The organism is Mycobacterium sp. IDUB_1 (assembly GCF_055419625.1).
This window is the reverse complement of sequence record NZ_JBVAYA010000006.1, coordinates 160,438-177,973: the sequence shown is the minus strand read 5'-3', so window position 1 is coordinate 177,973 and position 17,536 is coordinate 160,438. Positions and strand designations below refer to the sequence as shown.

Sequence of the window (17,536 nt, the reverse complement as noted above, 5' to 3'; positions counted from 1 at the left end):
AGCAGGGGAACGCGAGCTATCCCGAATCTGCGACACCGCTTGTGCCACACTGCGCGGATGGAAACCCCTGCTCCCCCAAGCATGCTTGCGCATTTATGGAAGACGGCGCTGATTTCGGGCGTCCTCGCGGTGGTCCTCGGCATCTGCGTTCTCGCGTGGCCGGCCATCACCATCGTCGTCGCCGCGATCTTCTTCGGCGCCTACCTGTTGATCTCGGGCATCTGGCAGGTCGTCTTCGCCTTCAGCCTGCACGTGTCGGCCGGCGGTCGGGTCCTGCTGTTCGTCAGCGGAGCGGCAGCGCTGATCCTCGCAGTGCTGTGCTTCCGCAGCCTGCAGAACTCGATCCTGCTGCTGGCCATCTGGATCGGCATCGGCTTCATCTTCCGCGGCGTGGCCACGGCCGTTTCGGCGATCAGCGATCCGACGCTTCCCGGACGTGGCTGGGCGATCGTCATCGGCGTGGTCAGCCTGATCGCCGGTGTGGTCATGCTTGCTTCGCCGTTCACCTCACTGGCCACCCTGGCGATGGTGGTCGGCATCTGGTTGATCGTCCTGGGCGTTTTCGAGGTCGCCTCGGCGATCGGATTGCGCAAGGCAGTCGCACACGGCCCTGAGCACACAGGCCCTCAGACCAGGGTCGAAAGTCCCTAGCCCGCAGAGCCCACCGCGCTACTACACTCTGTCGTAGAGTGTGGGTGGACGAGGGAGTGGCACATGGACGCATTGGACGTCTCGCGGTGGCAGTTCGGCATCACGACCGTCTACCACTTCATCTTCGTCCCTCTCACCATCGGTTTGGCGCCGCTGATCGCCGTCATGCAGACGGTCTGGCACGTCACCGGCAACACGGCCTGGTACCGGCTCACGAAGTTCTTCGGAAAGCTTTTCCTGATCAACTTCGCGATCGGCGTCGCCACCGGCATCGTCCAGGAGTTTCAGTTCGGCATGAACTGGAGCGAGTACTCGAAGTTCGTCGGTGACATCTTCGGAGCGCCACTGGCGTTCGAAGGTCTGATCGCCTTCTTCTTCGAATCGACCTTCATCGGCTTGTGGATCTTCGGCTGGAGCCGACTGCCTCGCGCGCTGCACCTGGCGTGCATCTGGGTCGTCGCCTTCGGTGTCAACGCCTCGGCGTTCTTCATCATCGCCGCGAACTCGTTCATGCAGCATCCCGTCGGCGCGAAGTTCAACCCCGAGACCGGCCGCGCCGAGCTGACCGACTTCGCCGCACTGCTGACCAACAACACCGCGATCTGGGCGTTCCTGCACGCCGTCACCGGCGCCTTTCTGACTGCCGGCGCGTTCGTCGCCGGCGTCTCGGCCTGGTTGATGGTGCGCTCGAAGCGCTCTGACGGCCCCGCAGACAGCCGCGCGATGTACCGGCCCGCCGCGATGCTCGGCTCGGTCGTGGCGCTCGTCGCGGCCGGCGGCTTGTTCTTCACCGGCGACATCCAGGGCAAGCTGATGTTCGTCCAGCAGCCGATGAAGATGGCCTCGGCCGAATCGTTGTGCCACACCGAGACCGACCCCATGTTCTCGGTCCTGACCGTCGGCACCCACAACAACTGTGACAGCGTCAGCCACCTCATCGAGGTGCCCTACGTGCTGCCGTTCCTCGCCGAGAGCAAGTTCAGCGGCGTGACGCTGCAGGGCGTGCAGGATCTGCAGGAGCAGTACCAGGAGAAGTTCGGGCCCGGCGACTACCGACCCAACTTGTTCGTCACCTACTGGGCGTTCCGCGCCATGATCGGTCTGCTCATGGTCCCCGTCGCGTTCGCCCTCGCCACGTTGTGGCTGACCCGGCGCGGACGCATTCCCGACCAGCGCTGGTACGGCCGCTTCGGCATCCTGACCATTCCGGCGCCGTTCCTGGCGAACTCGGCCGGCTGGGTGTTCACCGAGATGGGCCGCCAACCGTGGGTGGTGGTACCCAACCCGACGGGCGACCAGATGGTGCGAATGACGGTGCAGGACGGCGTCTCCGGGCACTCCGTGGGTTTGGTGCTGTTCTCTCTGGGCACCTTCACGCTCCTCTACGGCGCTCTGGCGGTGGTCTGGTTCTGGCTGATGCGCCGCTACGTCGTCGAGGGTCCCCAGGACCACGATTCGGAACCGGCCCCGCCCGCCCCACCCAGCTCCGACGACGTCGCTCCCCTGTCGTTCGCCTACTGAGAGGACGCGAAAACCATGGGACTGCAAGAACTCTGGTTCTTCCTCATCGCGGCGCTGTTCCTCGGCTTCCTGGTCCTGGAAGGGTTCGACTTCGGCGTCGGCATGCTGATGATCCCGTTCGGCGCGGTCGGGCAGGGCGATTCGGAGCAGCATCGCCGGGCCGCGCTGAACACGATCGGACCGGTGTGGGACGCCAACGAGGTCTGGCTGATCACTGCGGGCGCAGCGATGTTCGCCGCGTTCCCGGTCTGGTACGCGACGGTGTTCTCCTCGCTCTACCTGCCCCTGCTGGCGATCTTGGTCGGCATGATCCTGCGTGTCGTCGGCATCGAATGGCGCGGCAAGATCGACGATCCCCGGTGGCGCGGCTGGGCCGACATCGGCATCGCGGCCGGGTCCTGGCTACCCGCCATCCTCTGGGGTGTCGCGTTCGCCGTCCTGGTGCAGGGCCTCCCGATCGACGCCGACGGGCGTTCGCAGGCCACGCTGACCGACGTCGTCAGCGTCTACACACTGCTCGGCGGGCTCGCGACCGCGTCGCTGTTCGCGTTCTACGGCGCAGTGTTCGTGGCGTTGAAGACCTCAGGCCCGGTGCGCGAGGACGCCTTCCGGTTCGGCCGCATCCTGTCCGCCCCCGCGGTCGTGCTCGCCGGCGGTTTCGGCTTGTGGACACAGCTGGCACACGGAAAGTCGTGGACCTGGTGGGCGCTGGCGGTCGCGGTGGTCGCACTTCTGGGCGCCGTCGCGCTGGTGTGGCGCGGTGAGCGCGAGGGCCGGGCATTCGTCGCGACGATGATCGTCGTGGCCGCAGTCGCGGTGCTGCTGTTCGGCTCGATGTACCCGAACTTGTTGCCCTCCACCCTGAATCCCGACTGGAACGTGACCATCTACAACGGCTCGTCGACGCCGTACACGCTGAAGATCATGAGCTGGGCGTCGCTGACGCTGCTCCCCCTCGTCATGGGGTACCAGGCGTGGACGTACTGGGTGTTCCGCCAGCGCATCACCGCCGCGGCCATCCCGGCCTCCATCGGATTGACGAGGCACACGTCCTGACGACGAGTTCGCGCGCCCCGATCGACCCGCGGCTGTGGCGGGTCTCGGTGGCGATGCGCCGGTTCCTGGTCGCCACCACCGTGTGCGGGGTGGTGATCGCCGGCGCCACGATCGGATCGGCTGTGGTGCTCGCCGGCCTGGTCGCCCGGATCATCACCGACCCGGCGTCCCGGACCGTCGGTGCGCTGGCCGCCCCGATCACGCTGCTGGCCGCGCTGTGGATCGTCCGCGTCCTGACGCAGTGGCAGCAGGGTCGGCTGGCACAGCACGGCGCCAGCGACGTCATCGCCGACCTGAGTGACCAGGTGCTGCGCGCCGCAACGGACGCACCCCCGCGGGAGCTGGCGCGGCGCCGCGACGACGCGGCCGCCGTCATCACCCGTGGACTCGACGGTCTCCGTGTGTATTTCACCGCCTACCTGCCGTCGCTGTTCCTCGCGGCGATCCTGACCCCCGCCACCGTCGTCGTGATCGCGTTCGTGGATTGGCAGGCCGCGGCGATCGTGCTCGTCGCCCTGCCGCTGGTCCCGATCTTCATGATCCTCATCGGTCTGGCCACCGAGGACCGGTCGGCGGCGGCACTGGCCGCGATGACCACGCTGCAGGCCCGCCTGCTGGATCTCGTCGCGGGACTGCCGACGCTGCGGGCATTGGGCCGCGCCGAGGGGGCGATCGCGAAGGTCGCCGAACTGGGTGCGGCGCATCGCCGTTCGGCGATGGCCACGATGCGCATCGCGTTCCTGTCCGCGCTCGTGCTCGAACTGCTGGCCACTCTCGGGGTGGCCCTGGTGGCAGTCAGCGTCGGAATGCGACTGGTGTACGGCCACATTCCGCTGGCGACCGCGCTGACCGCGTTGCTGCTCGCCCCCGAGGTGTTCTGGCCGCTGCGCCGGGTGGGTGCGGCCTTCCACAGCGCGCAGGACGGCAAGACCGCAGTGCAGGCCGCGTTCGCGTTCCTCGACTCCGTCCAGCCGTCGCAGGCCGGCTCTCGCGTCCTCGACAGCGGCGCGGTCACCATCGCGGTGGGCAGGCCCGCCTTACTCGCCGAACCGGGCCGGATCACCGTCCTGACAGGACCCAACGGGTGCGGCAAGTCGACACTGCTGCAGGCCGTGCTCGGACTCGATCAGGCATCGGATGCCCGCGTGCGGATCGACGGTGTCGACGTCGCCGACCTCGACCCGACGTGGTGGTGGCGCCAGGTCGCGTGGCTGGCGCACCGCCCTGTCGTGATCCCCGGCACCGTGCGCGAGAACCTCGAGCTCTTCGGGCCACTGCCCGATCTCGAGGATGCCTGTCGCGCAGCACGTTTCGATAACGTGCTCGCTGACCTGCCCGACGGCCTGGACACCAGGATCGGGCAGAACGGGGTCGGCCTGTCACTGGGACAGCGTCAGCGGCTGGGGCTGGCCCGCGTCCTGGGCTCGCCGGCGCCGGTGCTGCTGCTCGACGAACCCACCGCACATCTCGACGAGCAGACCGAACACGCTGTGCTGGCGGCGATCCGCACCCGCGCCACCGACGGTGCGACGGTCGTCGTGGTGGGGCACCGCGACACGGTGCTGGCGATCGGCGACAGCGTCATCGACATGGGGGTGCCTGCACATGTGGGTGTATGACCTGCTGCGACCGCGTCTGTCACGCCTGCTGCTGGCGATCGCCTTCGGCATCCTCTCGCTCGGCAGCGCGCTGGCCCTGGCCGGGGTGTCGGCGTGGTTGATCACGCGCGCATGGCAGATGCCCCCCGTCCTGGACCTGACGATCGCCGTCGTCGCCGTGCGTGCCTTCGGGATCTCCCGCGGCGTGTTCGGCTACTGCGAACGGCTGGCCTCCCATGACACCGCGTTGCGAGCCGCCGCCTCGGCCCGCGAACGCGTGTTCGCGCGGTTGGCCGCCGTCCCGGACGACGACGTGACCCGAAGGCACAGCGGCGATCTCGTCGCCCGCATCGGCGCCGGCGTCGACGACGTGGCCGACGTGCTGGTGCGTGCCGTCGTGCCGATATGCGTCGCCGGCGTTCTCGGGATCGCCGCCGTGATCACCGTGGGACTGATCTCCCCGACCGCGGCAGCCATGCTCGCCGCCAGCCTCCTGCTCGCAGGCGTGGCCGCTCCAGCGGTGGCGGCGCGTGCCACCCGGCAGGCTGAAGCCGTTGCTGCGCAAAACCATTCCGACCGCGACACGGCAGCGCTCCTCGCACTGGAGCATGCGGCCGAGCTGAGGGTCGCCGGCCGCCTCCCCGGCATCCTCGCCGACGCCGCCGCCCAGCAGCGGCGCTGGGGGCATGCGATCGACCGCGCGGCCGCACCGGCAGCCGTCGCCGCAGCGGCCCCCGCCGCAGCCACCGGCATCAGCGTGCTCGGCGCGCTGATGGCCGGTATTGCGCTGGCACACACCGTCGCCCCGACCACGCTGGCCGTCCTGATGCTGCTGCCGCTGTCGGCTTTCGAGGCGACGGCGGCCCTGCCTGCTGCTGCGGTCACCGTGAGCAGGGCACGCGTCGCCGCCCGGCGCCTGAGGGCGCTCACCGAAGCGGACGACATCACGCGCCGCCGCCCCGACGTCGCCACCCTGCACGTCGAACGCGGAGACCGCATCGCCGTCGTCGGGCCGAGCGGCTGCGGGAAGACCACCCTGTTGATGCGCACCGCGGGCACGTTCTTCGCCGAGGACGCCCACCTGTTCGCCACCACGGTGCGCGACAACCTGCTGGTGGCCCGCGGCGACGCGAGCAACGCGGAACTGACCGACGCGCTGACCCGGGTCGGGCTGGGCCCCTGGCTCGCCGGCCTGCCCGACGGGCTGTCGACGGTGCTCGTGGGAGGAGCGGCCTCGATGTCGGCCGGCCAGCGCCGACGACTGCTGCTGGCGCGGGCGTTGATCTGCACCGCGCCGACCGTGCTGCTCGACGAGCCCACCGAGCATCTCGACCGCTCCGACGCCGAGACACTGCTGTCCGACATCCTCGCCCCGTCAGGCCTGTTCGGCGCCGAGCGCACCGTCGTCGTCGCCACTCATCATCTGCCGGAATCTCTGAACGTCCGGGTAATCTCACCGGCATGAGCGACGCACCGCCCCCTCCGCCGCCGCCGTACGGACCACCTCCCTACGGGCCGCCGCCGCAATACGGCAACTACGGGGGCTACGGCGGTTACGGGGGTCATCCCGGCGGCCCGCCGCCCGCGTCGGCACCCAAGAACGGATTGGGCACCACCGCACTGATTCTCGCGATCGTCGGCGTCGTGCTGTGCTGGTCGATCGCCGGCGGGATCGTGCTGGGACTCAGCGCGGTCATCATCGGATTCATCGCCCGCGGCAGGGTCAAGCGCGGCGAAGCGACCAACGGCGGCGTCGCGACCGCCGGCATCGTGCTCGGTGCCGTCTCCATCGTCGCCGCACTCGTGTTCATCCCGATCTACATCGGGCTCTTCGACCAGGTCGGCGGAACCGACTACGTCGACTGCCTGAGCCGCGCCGGCAACGACAACTCGGCCGTCGAGCAGTGCGCCGAGGACTTCCAGCGGCGCGTCGAAGATCAGTTCTCGGTGACGGTGACGCCTACCCGGTAGTCCGGGCCGGGAAGTACTTCACGATCCCCTCCTGCACGACCGTGGCCAGCAGCTGCCCCGACCGGTCGAAGAAGTGCCCGGAACCCAGGCCGCGCGACTCAGCCGCCACCGGCGAGGTGGTCGAGTACAGCACCCAGTCGTCGAAGTGCACCGGTCGGTGGAACCACATCGAATGGTTCGTCGTCACGGCGAAGATCCTGTCGTGGCCCCAGGACAAACCGTGTGTGGTGATGATCGAATCCAGCACGGTGGTGTCCGACGAATAGACCAGCGCCGCAGCGTGCAGGACAGGATCGTCGGGCATGGCGCCGCGGGCGGTCATCCATACGCGGTTGTGCGGCAGTTGGTCACCCTTGTCCCGCATGATCCAGGCCGGGTCGTTGGTGTAGCGCCACTCGATCGGCCGCAGCGCGTTGGCGAAGTGCGGGACGACCTCTTCGTAGCCGCCCAGCAGCTCGTCGATCGGCGGCACGTCCAGCGGTTCGGCCACCTCGGGCGCCGTCGCCCCGTGCTCGAGTCCCTTGCCGCCGGCCAGATAGGACACCAGCGCGGTGGTCAGAAGCGCCCCGTCCTGCATGACGTCGACCCGCCGGTTGGCGAAGCGGCGCTCGTCCCGCAGGCGCACCACGTGGAACTCGAGGTCCTTCTCGGGATCGCCGCCGGCGATGAAGTGCACCGACAGCGTGCTCGGCGGGACGGGATGGCTCAGCGTGCGGCCCGCCGCGACGAACGCCTGGGCCATCATCTGCCCGCCGAACGTGCGAACCGGGTTCTTGCTCGGGTGGCGGCCCGTGAAGAGGTCCGAGGTGTGTCCGCCGACCCGCGTCAGGTCGAGTACTGCCAGCAGTTCATCGAAGTCTGCTGACACGCAACCCCCTGGGTCTAGACGTCGTCCTCGCCGATGCGGTGGACGTGAATGAGATTCGTCGACCCTACTGTGCCGGGAGGCGCACCCGCGACGATGACCACCAGATCACCGCGCTTGTAGCGACCCAACTCGAGCATCGACTTGTCCACCTGCCGGATCATGCCGTCCGTGGTCTGGATGTGCGGCACGATGAACGTCTCGGTACCCCAGGTCAACGCGAGCTGGCTGCGCACCTCGGGTAGCGCTGTGAACGCGAGCACCGGCAGCGGGGTGTGCAAGCGGGCCAGCCGGCGCACGGTGTCACCGGACTGGGTGAACGCGACGAGAGCCTTGGCGTCCAGGCGCTCACCGATGTCGCGGGCGGCGTAGGAGATCACGCCGCGCTTGGTGCGTGGCACGTGGGTCAGCGGCGGGGCCGCCACCGAGTTCTCCTCCACTGCGGAGATGATGCGGGCCATGGTGCGCACCGTCTCGAACGGCCACTTGCCGACCGATGTCTCGCCCGAGAGCATCACCGCATCGGCGCCGTCGAGCACGGCGTTCGCCACGTCGGACGCCTCGGCCCGGGTGGGCCGGGAGTTCTCGATCATCGACTCCAGCATCTGCGTGGCCACGATGACGGGCTTGGCGTTCTCCCGCGCCATCTGGATGGCGCGCTTCTGCACCAGCGGCACCTCTTCGAGCGGCAGCTCGACACCCAGATCGCCGCGGGCGACCATGATCGCGTCGAACGCGAGCACGATGGCCTCGAGGTTGTCGATCGCTTCCGGCTTCTCCAGCTTCGCGATGACCGGGACACGCCGCCCGACTCGGTCCATCACCTCGTGCACGAGTTCGACATCGGCCGGCGACCGCACGAACGACAGCGCGACCAGGTCGACGCCGAGGCGCAGAGCGAACTCCAGGTCCTCGATGTCCTTCTCGGACAGGGGCGGCGCGGAGACGTTCATCCCCGGCAGCGACATCCCCTTGTTGTTACTGACCTTGCCGCCCTCGGTGACCGTGCAGACGACGTCGTTGCCGTCGATGTGCTCGACCACCAGACCGACGTTGCCGTCGTCGACCAGCACCCGGTTTCCCGGCGCCGCGTCCTGGGCCAGCCGCTTGTAGGTCGTCGACACCCGATCGTGGGTGCCTTCGCAGTCCTCGACGGTGATGCGCACCGTCTCGCCGTTCTCCCACACCGTCGGGCCGTCGGCGAAACGACCGAGGCGGATCTTGGGGCCTTGCAGGTCGGCGAGGATGCCGACGGCGTGCCCGGTGCGATCGGATGCCATCCGGACCCGCTTGTAGTTGGCCTCGTGATCGGGGTAGTCACCGTGGCTGAAATTCAGCCGGGCGACGTCCATGCCCGCCTCGACGAGCTTGCGGACCGCATCTTCGGTGGCCGTGGCCGGACCCAACGTACAGACGATTTTTCCGCGTCTACTCACGGATGCCGAGCATAGTCGTTAATCGATTCAGATGACGGCCAGCGGGAGCGCACCAGGCCTGACCGGCGCGGGAAGGTCCGTCTCGCCCATCAGGAAAGCGTCGACCGCGGCGGCGGCACTGCGCCCCTCCGCAATCGCCCACACGATCAGCGACGCACCTCGGTGAGCGTCCCCACAGACGAACACCCCGGGCGAGTCGGTCTGCCAGTCCTGCCCACAGCGCAGCGTGCCGCGCGGACTCAGCGTCAGACCGAGGCCGTCGAGCAGAGGCATGTGCTCCACGCCGTCGAACCCGATGGCCAGCAGCGCCAAGTCGCAGCGGATCTCCAGACTGTCGCCCACCGGGGTGATCTGCCGCCGGCCCGACGCGTCACGCTCGACCTTGACCTCAGCGATCTCCAGCGCGCGCAGGTTGCCCTGCTCGTCACCGACGAACCGCTGGACGGCGACCTGGTAGCGACGCTCCCCGCCCTCGGCATGTGCCGGGGAGAGCCGGGTGCGCAGAACCACCGGCCACATGGGCCAAGGCGCACTGGACTCGTCGCGATACTCCGGCGGCTCGGGGTTGTAGTCGAGTTGGGTCACCGACGCCGCACCCTGCCGGTGCGCGGTGCCCAGGCAGTCCGCGCCGGTGTCGCCGCCGCCGATGATCACCACGTGCTTGCCCTCGGCCGAGATCGTGCTGGGACCGTCGCCCTCGCACTCCTTGTTCGCGGGCACCAGATGCTCCATGGCCAAGTGCACACCCGCCAGATCGCGCCCCTCCACTGCGTTGTCGCGGGCCCGCAACGCGCCGACGGCGAGCACGACCGCGCCGTACTGGGCGCGCAAGGCATCGATGGTCACGTCGACGCCGACCTCACATTCGGTGACGAAACGCGTTCCCTCCGCCCGCATCTGGGCCAGCCGCTGGTTCAGCGTGGCCTTCTCGAGCTTGTACTCGGGGATGCCGTACCGCATCAGGCCGCCGATGCGGTCGTCGCGTTCGTAGACCGTCACGTCGTGTCCGGCGCGCGTGAGTTGTTGGGCCGCAGCCAATCCGGCCGGTCCGGACCCCACCACGGCCACCCGCTTGCCGGTCGCGATCGCCGCCGGCTGCGGTTCCACGATGCCGTCCATCCAGGCCTGATCGGCGATGGTCTGCTCGATACGCTTGATCGTGACGCTACCGCCGGTCTTCTCTTCGGCGATCGACAGCACGCAGGCGACCTCGCACGGGGCGGGACAGAGCCGGCCCGTGAATTCCGGGAAGTTGTTGGTGGCGTGCAGACGCTCACTGGCGGCATCCCAGCGCTCGCGCCTCACCAGATCGTTCCACTCGGGGATCAGATTGCCGAGCGGACAGCCAGCAGTTCCGCTGTGGCAGAACGGAATACCGCAATCCATACAGCGTCGCGCCTGCTGGGACACCTCACCGGCGCGTTCGTGGGGATCCTGACGTTCGTACACCTCGCGCCAGTCACCAACGCGTTCGTCGACGGGCCGCTTGGCCGCCTCGACCTTCGCGACGTCCAGGAATCCGTACGGATCAGCCACGACTTGCCTCCATGATCGCTGCGTCGACGTCTCTGCCCTCGGCTTTGGCCATCCGGGTGGCCTGGAGCACGCGCTGGTAGTCGCGCGGCATGATCTTGGTGAACTGCGCGCTGCGGCGGGGCCAATCCGACAGCAGCGACGTCGCGACCGTGCTGCCGGTGTGATGGGCATGGCAGGCGACGACGTCGCGCAGCCATGCCAGATCGACGCCGTCCGGCGTTTGCAGCTCGACCATATCGGTGTTGACACGGTGCGGGTCGAGGCCGAGCACGTAGGCGATGCCGCCCGACATGCCTGCGGCCATGTTCCGGCCGATCGGACCCAGAACCACCACCCGTCCCCCGGTCATGTACTCGCACGCATGGTCGCCCACGCCCTCGGTGACCGCCAGCGCCCCGGAGTTGCGTGCGGCGAACCGCTCCCCGACCCGTCCGCGCAGGAACACCTCGCCCGACGTGGCGCCGTAGAGCAAAGTGTTGCCGGCGATCACGTTGTCCTCGGGCAGGAACAGCACGTCGTCGTCGGGTCGGACGATGATGCGTCCGCCCGAAAGGCCCTTGCCGACATAGTCGTTCGCGTCACCGATCAGATTGATGGTGACCCCTGGCGGCAGGAACGCTCCGACGCTCTGGCCGGCCGATCCGGTCAGCGTGACGTGGATGGTGTCGTCGGGCAGTCCCTCGGCGCCGTAGCGGCGGGTGACCTCACTACCGAGCAGGGTGCCGACGGTGCGGTTGACGTTGCGCACCGGAAGTTCGAGCCGCACCGGGTGGGCGTCTTCGAGCGCCCCCTCGCACAGCTGGATCAGCGTGCGGTCCAACGCCTGCGCCAGACCGTGATCTTGGTCGCGCACGCGGCGGCGCTCGGTGTCAGTCGGTGGCACCGCGAAGATCGGGCTCAGGTCCAGGCCCTTGCTCTTCCAGTGCGCGACGCCCAGATCGGTGTCGAGCATCTCGGCATGTCCGACGGCTTCGTCGACGCTGCGGAAGCCGAGTTCGGCGAGATGCTTGCGAATGTCTTCGGCGATGAACTGGAAGAACGTCTCGACGAACTCGGGCTTGCCCGTGAATCGTGCACGCAGTTCAGGGTTCTGCGTCGCCACCCCGACTGGGCAGGTGTCGAGGTGACAGACGCGCATCATGATGCAGCCCGACACCACCAACGGCGCGGTGGCGAAGCCGAATTCCTCGGCGCCCAACAGCATGGCCACCATCACGTCCCGCGCGGTGCGCATCCCGCCGTCACATTGCACGGTGATGCGGTCGCGGAGTCCGTTGAGCATCAACGTCTGCTGGGTGTCGGCCAGCCCGATCTCCCAGGGCGCGCCGGCGTGCTTGAGGCTCGTCAACGGCGCCGCACCGGTGCCACCGTCGTATCCGGAGATCAGCACGACGTCGGCATGCGCCTTGGACACACCCGCGGCGACCGTGCCGACACCCACCGAGCTGACCAGCTTGACGTGGATGCGGGCGTCGGCGTTGGCGTTCTTCAGGTCGTGGATCAGCTGGGCGAGGTCCTCGATCGAGTAGATGTCGTGGTGCGGTGGCGGCGAGATGAGCCCCACCCCGGGCGTCGAGTGCCGGGTCTTGGCGATGTTGGGGTACACCTTGTAGCCCGGAAGTTGGCCGCCCTCACCGGGTTTGGCGCCCTGGGCCATCTTGATCTGGATGTCGGTGGCGTTCACCAGGTAGTCGCTGGTGACGCCGAACCGCCCTGAGGCCACCTGCTTGACCGCGCTGCGGCGCATCGGGTCATAGAGTCGGTCGGTGTCTTCGCCGCCCTCGCCACTGTTGGACCGGCCACCGAGGCGGTTCATCGCGACAGCCATTGTCTCGTGCGCTTCCGCAGAGATCGAGCCGTAGCTCATCGCACCGGTGTTGAAGCGCTTGACGATCTCGCTGGCGGGTTCGACCTCGTCGAGCGGCACCGGCGGGCGCATTCCCTCCTTGAACGCGAACAGCCCACGCAACGCGCCGCCCTCACGGGCGAGCCGGTTGACCTCCTCGGAGTACTTCTCGAATACTTCGTAGCGGCCGGTGCGAGTCGAATGCTGCAGCAGGAACACGACTTCGGGGGTGAAGAGATGCAGCTCGCCTTCGCGGCGGAAGGCGTACTCGCCGCCCACCTCCAAGCGGCGGTGGACACGTTCGGTCGGGTTCTCCGGGTACGCGCGGCGGTGCCGCAGCTTCACCTCTTCGGCGATGACGTCGAGTCCGACACCGCCCAGTTGGGTCGGGGTCCCGGTGAAGTATTCGTCGATGACCTCCTTGTCGATGCCGACCGCCTCGAACGCCTGGGCACCGGTGTAGGAGGCCACCGTCGAGATCCCCATCTTGCTCATCACCTTCATCACGCCCTTGCCGAGCGCTTTGAGGTAATTCCTCACGGCGGTCGCGGTTTCGATCCCGGTGAGCTCGCCTTCGCGGATGAGGTCCTCGATGGATTCGAATGCCAGATAGGGGTTGACCGCGGCGGCGCCGAAACCGATCAGCATCGCGATGTGGTGGACCTCGCGGGCGTCGCCGGTCTCGACGACGAGCGCGACGGCGGTGCGCTGCTTGGTGCGCACCAGGTGGTGGTGGACCGCCGACACGGCGAGAAGGGACGGGATCGGCGCCTTGGTGTGGTCGGAGTCCCGATCGGAGATGACCAGTGTGCGAGCACCTTTGGCGATGGCATCGCAGGCGCGGGTACGCAGATCCTCGAGAGCGTCGGCGAGCCCCTCACCGCCGCGTTCGACGCGGTAGAGGGCTTTGAGCACGGCGGTGCGCAGCCCGGGATGCTCGCCGTCGTCGTTGATGTGCACGATCTTGTTGAGCTCGTCGTTGTCGAGCACCGGCCAGCCCAGGGTGATCTGACGGCACGAGGCGGCCGTCGGTTCGAGCAGGTTGTGCTCGGGGCCCATCACGCGCGACATCGAGGTGACGACCTCTTCGCGGATGGCGTCCAACGGGGGGTTGGTGACTTGGGCGAAGAGTTCGACGAAGTAATCGTAGAGAGACTTGGATCGCTCGGAGAGCACCGCGGCCGGGGTGTCAGTGCCCATGGACCCCAGCGGCTCGCCACCCGAGGCCGCCATCGGGGTGAGCAGGATGCGCAGATCTTCCTCGGTGTAGCCGAAGCTGATCTGACGGCGGACCACCGAATCGTGATTGGGCGCTACGCGGACACGGTCTGGCAGGGTCTTGATGTCGAGCAGTCCGGCGTGCAGCCACTCGCCGTACGGTTCGGCCGTCGCGAGGTCCTGCTTGATCTCGTCGTCGGAGACGATGCGTCCGGCAGCGGTGTCGATCAGGAACATCTTCCCCGGCTGGAGCCGTCCCTTGGCGACGATCTGCGCCGACGGGACGTCGAGCACGCCGCTCTCACTGGCCAGGATCACACGGTCGTCGATGGTGCGCCACCAGCGGCCGGGCCGTAACCCGTTGCGGTCCAACACGGCTCCGACGAGGGTGCCGTCGGTGAAAGTGACACAGGCCGGGCCGTCCCAGGGTTCCATGAGCGAGGCGTGGTACTGCCAGAAGGCGCGCTCGGCGTCGTCCATCGTGGTGTTGTTCTCCCACGCCTCCGGGATCATCATCAGCACGGCGTGGGGCAGGGCGCGGCCGCCGAGATGGAGGAGTTCGAGGACCTCGTCGAACGATGCGGAATCGGACGCGTCGGGGGTGCACACCGGGGAGAGCCGGGCGAGGTCGCCGGGGATCGTCGCGCTGGCGAGCATGGCCTCGCGGGCGTGCATGCGGTTGCGATTGCCGCGCACGGTGTTGATCTCACCGTTGTGGGCGACGAAGCGGAAGGGGTGTGCGAGAGGCCAGGAGGGGAAGGTGTTGGTGGAGAAGCGGCTGTGCACGATCGCGATCGCACTGACGCAGCGTTCGTCACGCAGATCCGGAAAGTACTGCGGCAGTTGCAGTGTGGTGAGCATGCCCTTGTAGACCATGGTGCGGCTGGACAGCGACGGGAAGTAGACGCTGCCCCGCTCGGCGCGCTTGCGCAGGGGGTAGACGCGACGGTCGAGGTCGATTCCGCCGGCGCGCACGCCGTTGTGCTCCGGGGCGGCGACGAAAAGCTGTGACATGTGGGGCATACAACCCAGCGCTGTCTGACCGATTTCAGCGCCGTCCGGATCGACGGGCACCTCACGCCACCCGAGGATCTCGAGCCCCTCTTCCTCGGCGATGGCTTCGATGGTGGCGCGGGCTTCCGCTCGTTCGGCAAGCTCCTGCGGGAGGTAGCAGATGCCGGCCGCAAAGGTGTTGTCGCCGTTGGAATTCGGCGCCGGAAGATCGAAATCGGTGACCTGGTCGAGCATGTCGACCGGGAGTTGGATCAGGATGCCGGCACCGTCGCCGCTGTTGGGTTCGGCGCCCGCCGCGCCTCGGTGCTCGAGGTGCTCGAGGGCGATCAGCCCGTCGGTGACGATGCCGTGGGATCGGCGGCCCTGGATATCGGTCACCATGGCCACACCGCAGGAATCCGCCTCGCGGTCGGGGTGGTAGAGGCCCTGGGGTTCGGGCAATGCCGAGAACAGCATGAACGATGCTCCTCGCAGTCCTGATTCTTCGTGGTCAGGGACTGCAGCGGCCCGTCGAGCGATTGTATCAGCGTGGGTCGGTCGCTACCCGGCGAGAACGGTCGGGATGAGGGGGAAACCGGGCAGATTCCGGGCGACGGTCCACGCGATGGCCGTTACCGCGACAACGACCAGCAGGGGTGTGGTCGGCACCTGCTTGCCGCGGGCGCGTCGGCCGACGATGAAGGCCAGCAGGAGCGGCAGACCGATGAGGACGTAGGCGTTGTCGATCCAGGCCGCGGCGAGGTCACCGTGGAGGAGGTCGTGGGTCATGCGCAGGCCGCCGCAGGCAGGGCAGTTCCAACCGGTGAGTGCCTTGAACGGGCACGGCGGGAACACGAAGCTCGGGCTGTGCGGGTCACCGAGGCCGATGTAGGCGAGGCTGCCCAGTAGGGCCGCCCCCGTACCGAGCCCGATGAGCAGGCGGTTGTTGCCGGCTGTGCTCAGGCTAGGTGCCATCGCGCAGCGGACGCCCGTCCGGATCGCGCACCTTGTCGGTGAGGATCAGGACCGCGTCGATGATGCCCCAGATGACGGCCCCGATGCCGCAGGTGATGAGGCCCACGACGAGCTGGGCGACGCCGAGACCGGTGTAGCCGAGGTAGATGCGGCCGATGCCGACCAGGCCGAAGAGCCCCAACAGCTGCAACAAACCTGCCACCACTTTGGATTTCTCGGACAGCGGCTCCCCCGTCATCGGGTGCCGGCCGTACGGCGCGGAGGGATCCGTGTACGACGGCGGGTACTGCCCCACCGGCGGCGGGAATTGCCCAGGCGGAGGACCGTACTGCTGACCCGGGGGTGGGTAGCCGGGCTGCTGATATGGCGGCGGGTAGGGATTGCCGCCCTCGCTGCCACCGAATTGCGGCTCAGTCATGGCACAAGCATGCCAGACCGGCACCTCAGAACGGGGGCGGCTCGTCTGTCGCCGCGAGCCTGGCTTGTCGTTGTCGTTCGAGTTCGGCGTCGAGTTCGAGGCGTTGTCGCCGCTCCTGGGCGATACGCGCTCGACGATCCTGCTCGCGGGTTCTGGTGCGCATCGGCATCATCGCGGCGCGATCCGAGGACTCCGTCGGCGTCGCGGTAGTGATCGTCGCCGTCGGTACGGCCAGCCCGGGGAACAACACACCCCCGAACGCCTCGGTCGTGTACACGTGCCCCGTCGGCGACCGCAGCACGACCGACCCATCGGGGCGCTGCTCATCGGTCCAGCCGTTGACACCGGTGTAGAACGTCTTGATCAAATGATGCGTCCGACAAAAGTGTTTGAGCCCCGAGGGATGCGTGAGCCCAAACGGCCACGGCGTCGTATGGTCCACATCGCAACCCGCCACCGGCCGATCGCAACCCGGGAAACGACACGTCAAATCCCGCCACTGCAGGAAATCCCGCAGCGCCGCCGATGGCCGATACCCCGGTTCGGCGTCCGCGCCGGGAACACGCACCGGCTTGACCGTCGCCGTCCTCGCTATCGTGCGCACCGACTCCGCGGGCAGCACACCGAACCCCGACAGATACCCCGGCCGGTCACTGCCGCCGTCGAGCGTCTTCTGCTCAGCCAGCACGTGAATCACCACCTGCGCCGCCGACTCCCGCACCGTCGCCGCAGTGCAATCAGCCGACCCGCACTGACACGGCAACGACCCCTCGAGCCGCCCCAGCGCACCGGCCGCGTCCGCTCGACGCTGCCGCCTCGACCGAGGATCATTCGGGCACACCGAATCCGCGATCAGGTTCAGGCGCTGATCGATGGCATCGGCATCAGCAGCACCGAGCACCCCACTGATCACCGCCATCCCCGCCGCGTTGGGATGCGGCTCCACCTCGAGATAGCGGTTCTCCTCCACCATCGGCGGAACCCGCACTCCCGCCCGATCATGCTCAGCGACCCACATATCGATGCGATCCCGCAGTTTCGGCTTCGACAGCCGCATCCACTTGTGCACCTGAGTGGCCAACGAACGATCCACAGCGGCCACCATCTCGTCGAGCACGTTGTCCGTTCGGGTGACGATGATCTGCACCATCCGATAATCGATGTCACCCCGGGCGAAGACCGCGGCCACTGCCGGCAACCGCTCCCACAGCGACACCGCCTGCCGCACCTGATGAATCGCCCGGTCACGACTGATGTTCTGCGCCGCCGACACCTCAGCCCCCACCGCTTCGAACACATCGGTGAACCAGAACTGCGCGTCCTCGTAATCACGGCACCGCCGCCGATACAACGACGCAACCGAACCCAAGCGCCGAGCAATCGCCGCCGACTCCGCACGCGCAGCAGCAGCCACGGTGTCGATCAGCACGGCCGGATCTTCGTCGAACATGT

At 68.0% G+C, this 17,536-nt stretch carries 13 protein-coding genes; 6 read left to right on the top strand and 7 right to left on the bottom strand.

Annotated features, from left to right (window positions below; genetic code table 11):
* Window positions 1-57 precede the first annotated feature (57 nt).
* The 6 genes from ACZYYX_RS27195 to ACZYYX_RS27170 all read left to right on the top strand — a co-directional run bounded on the left by ACZYYX_RS27195 (window position 58) and on the right by ACZYYX_RS27170 (window position 6,797).
* Window positions 58-651 (top strand): HdeD family acid-resistance protein, encoded by a 594-nt coding sequence (locus ACZYYX_RS27195; RefSeq protein WP_463817936.1) that lies wholly within the window; start codon window positions 58-60, stop codon window positions 649-651.
* A gap of 63 nt (window positions 652-714) precedes the next feature.
* Window positions 715-2,172, top strand: a complete 1,458-nt coding sequence (locus ACZYYX_RS27190; protein ID WP_463817935.1) for a cytochrome ubiquinol oxidase subunit I — start codon at window positions 715-717, stop codon at window positions 2,170-2,172.
* A 15-nt stretch (window positions 2,173-2,187) separates the two neighbouring features.
* Complete coding sequence (gene cydB, locus ACZYYX_RS27185; RefSeq protein ID WP_463817934.1) at window positions 2,188-3,228, top strand: cytochrome d ubiquinol oxidase subunit II; 1,041 nt, start codon at window positions 2,188-2,190, stop codon at window positions 3,226-3,228.
* Between the two features lie 53 nt (window positions 3,229-3,281).
* Window positions 3,282-4,847, top strand: a complete 1,566-nt coding sequence (gene cydD / locus ACZYYX_RS27180; protein WP_463818051.1) for a thiol reductant ABC exporter subunit CydD — start codon at window positions 3,282-3,284, stop codon at window positions 4,845-4,847.
* A complete protein-coding gene (locus ACZYYX_RS27175) occupies window positions 4,834-6,291 on the top strand; it encodes an ATP-binding cassette domain-containing protein (protein ID WP_463817933.1) in 1,458 nt (485 codons plus the stop codon). Before cydD ends, ACZYYX_RS27175 begins: the two co-directional genes overlap by 14 nt.
* Window positions 6,288-6,797 carry a DUF4190 domain-containing protein gene (locus ACZYYX_RS27170; RefSeq protein WP_463817932.1) on the top strand — a complete coding sequence of 170 codons (510 nt, stop codon included), beginning with the start codon at window positions 6,288-6,290 and terminating at the stop codon, window positions 6,795-6,797. Before ACZYYX_RS27175 ends, ACZYYX_RS27170 begins: the two co-directional genes overlap by 4 nt.
* Here ACZYYX_RS27170 and ACZYYX_RS27165 read toward each other — a convergent pair.
* The 7 genes from ACZYYX_RS27165 to ACZYYX_RS27135 form a co-directional block, all read right to left on the bottom strand.
* Entirely contained in the window at window positions 6,787-7,665 is an 879-nt protein-coding gene (locus tag ACZYYX_RS27165; RefSeq protein WP_463817931.1) for an acyl-CoA thioesterase domain-containing protein, read from the bottom strand. The two genes, ACZYYX_RS27170 and ACZYYX_RS27165, sit on opposite strands and share 11 nt — an antisense overlap.
* 14 nt (window positions 7,666-7,679) lie before the next feature.
* Window positions 7,680-9,098, bottom strand: a complete 1,419-nt coding sequence (gene pyk, locus ACZYYX_RS27160) for a pyruvate kinase (protein ID WP_463817930.1) — start codon at window positions 9,096-9,098, stop codon at window positions 7,680-7,682.
* Window positions 9,099-9,125: 27 nt separating this feature from the next.
* Window positions 9,126-10,634 carry a glutamate synthase subunit beta gene (locus tag ACZYYX_RS27155; protein WP_463817929.1) on the bottom strand — a complete coding sequence of 503 codons (1,509 nt, stop codon included), beginning with the start codon at window positions 10,632-10,634 and terminating at the stop codon, window positions 9,126-9,128.
* Window positions 10,627-15,168, bottom strand: coding sequence for a glutamate synthase large subunit (gltB, locus tag ACZYYX_RS27150; protein ID WP_463817928.1), 4,542 nt, complete (start codon window positions 15,166-15,168; stop codon window positions 10,627-10,629). Before gltB ends, ACZYYX_RS27155 begins: the two co-directional genes overlap by 8 nt.
* Window positions 15,169-15,252: 84 nt before the next feature.
* Window positions 15,253-15,666 carry a DUF2752 domain-containing protein gene (locus tag ACZYYX_RS27145; RefSeq protein WP_463817927.1) on the bottom strand — a complete coding sequence of 138 codons (414 nt, stop codon included), beginning with the start codon at window positions 15,664-15,666 and terminating at the stop codon, window positions 15,253-15,255.
* The gene (locus tag ACZYYX_RS27140) at window positions 15,656-16,084 is read right to left on the bottom strand and encodes an NINE protein (protein WP_463817926.1); all 429 of its coding nucleotides are present in this window, start codon (window positions 16,082-16,084) and stop codon (window positions 15,656-15,658) included. Before ACZYYX_RS27140 ends, ACZYYX_RS27145 begins: the two co-directional genes overlap by 11 nt.
* Window positions 16,085-16,109: 25 nt before the next feature.
* Window positions 16,110-17,534, bottom strand: a complete 1,425-nt coding sequence (locus ACZYYX_RS27135; RefSeq protein ID WP_463817925.1) for an HNH endonuclease signature motif containing protein — start codon at window positions 17,532-17,534, stop codon at window positions 16,110-16,112.
* Between the last annotated feature and the right edge of the window lie 2 nt (window positions 17,535-17,536).